The organism is Kitasatospora sp. NPDC005856 (assembly GCF_040629945.1).
GTDB lineage: Bacteria > Actinomycetota > Actinomycetes > Streptomycetales > Streptomycetaceae > Kitasatospora.
The window spans coordinates 1-1,274 of sequence record NZ_JBEXWT010000236.1 but is presented as its reverse complement, the minus strand read 5'-3'; the positions used below and the strand labels follow the sequence as shown (position 1 = coordinate 1,274).

Here is a 1,274-nt window from a genome sequence, read left to right as displayed (position 1 = left end):
TCGGCAGTCTCACGGGTGACGGACGAGCCGCTGCCGGAGACCACCGAGGTGCCGGCCGAGCCCGCGTCGTGGGCCGTGGCGGTGGGCGCACCGGAGGGCTTGCCGTGGGCCGTGGGGGTGGCCGTGGGGGTGGGCGTGGAGGTGCCGGTTGCGGCGGTGGCCATTCCCCCCGCGGTCGCGATGGCTGCGACTGCGGCGGTGGCGGCGATGAGCATGATCGGGCGGATACGCATGAATCCGTGTCCCTTCCTGCGGGCGTCCGGTTGATGCCCGCGCCCCTGTACGCCTCCCGACGCCCGGCAGGTCGCACCCCGCGCACGTGATCCAGGTCATAGGCGGTGGGCGCAACCCTGGGGCGGCGCTCGTGCGTACACGGCGGGAGGCTCCGCCCAGGGCGCACGGCTGACTCGCCGCGGCCGAGGAGTGCCTCCTCGCGCACCGCCTGTGCCGCGAGCTGACGGACAGCCCCAGAAGAGAGGCCCTTGATGACGCCACAGGAGTTCGACGCGTTCTACGCGGCGTCCTTCTCCCGCCTGACCGGGCAGCTCTACGCGATAACCGGCAACTGGTCCGAAGCGCAGGACGTGGTCCAGGAGGCCTTCATCCGCGCGTGGGACCGAAGGCGCACCTTCGACCCGGACAACGCCCCGGAGGCATGGATCCGGACCACGGCCCGGCGGCTGGCCCACTCCCGCTGGCGGCGTCTCGCCCGGGGTTTGCACCTGGCCGGACGCCACCATCGCCAGGAATCACCCACCGTCGAGCCGCCCACCGAGGAGCACCTGATGCTGGTCACCGCGCTCCGCGACCTGCCCGAGGCACAGCGGAGCGCCCTGGTCCTGCACCACATGTGCGACCTCTCCGTCGAGCAGGTCGCTGCCGAGACCGGCGCCAGCGTCAGCGCCGTCAAGAGCCGTCTCGCCCGCGGCCGGGCCGCGCTCGCGGCCGTACTCGCTGACCAGACCCCGACCAGCGAGGAAGGGAAGCTCCGTGTCTGACCCCATCCACGACACCCTCGCCGACCGGCTGCGGCTGCTCGGCACGCAGGTGCCCGCACCGACCCTGCCCGCTGCGGAGATCCGCCGACGCGCCGACCATCGCCGCCATCGCCGGCACCGCCGGCACGTCCTGGGCGCGACCGCGGCCTGCGCCGCAGTAGCCCTGTGCCTGGCTCTCCCGTCCGTGCTGCACTCACCGGGACCACAGCAGTCGCCAGGACCAGGACAGGGAGCAGCCCCCGCAGACGCCTCCTCCGTGCCGGCTTCCCCCAACCC

1 protein-coding gene and 2 pseudogenes are annotated in these 1,274 nt (G+C 73.5%); 2 read left to right on the top strand and 1 reads right to left on the bottom strand.

Features of this window, described 5'->3' with window-relative positions; translation table 11 throughout:
* A pseudogene (locus ABZ449_RS42175) lies at positions 1–233 on the bottom strand (hypothetical protein); the annotation flags it as partial.
* 252 nt (positions 234–485) lie between these two features.
* Between ABZ449_RS42175 and ABZ449_RS42170 the strand changes: the two are divergent.
* Positions 486–998, top strand: coding sequence for a SigE family RNA polymerase sigma factor (locus tag ABZ449_RS42170; RefSeq protein WP_360357479.1), 513 nt, complete (start codon positions 486–488; stop codon positions 996–998).
* Positions 991–1,274: pseudogene (locus tag ABZ449_RS42165) on the top strand (hypothetical protein); the annotation flags it as partial. The gene ABZ449_RS42170 and the pseudogene ABZ449_RS42165, both read left to right, overlap by 8 nt.

Bases quoted from the DNA above. Each gene is read 5' to 3' on its own strand.
- ABZ449_RS42170 (WP_360357479.1), top strand. From the start codon at position 486: ATGACGCCACAGGAGTTCGACGCGTTCTACGCGGCGTCCTTCTCCCGC.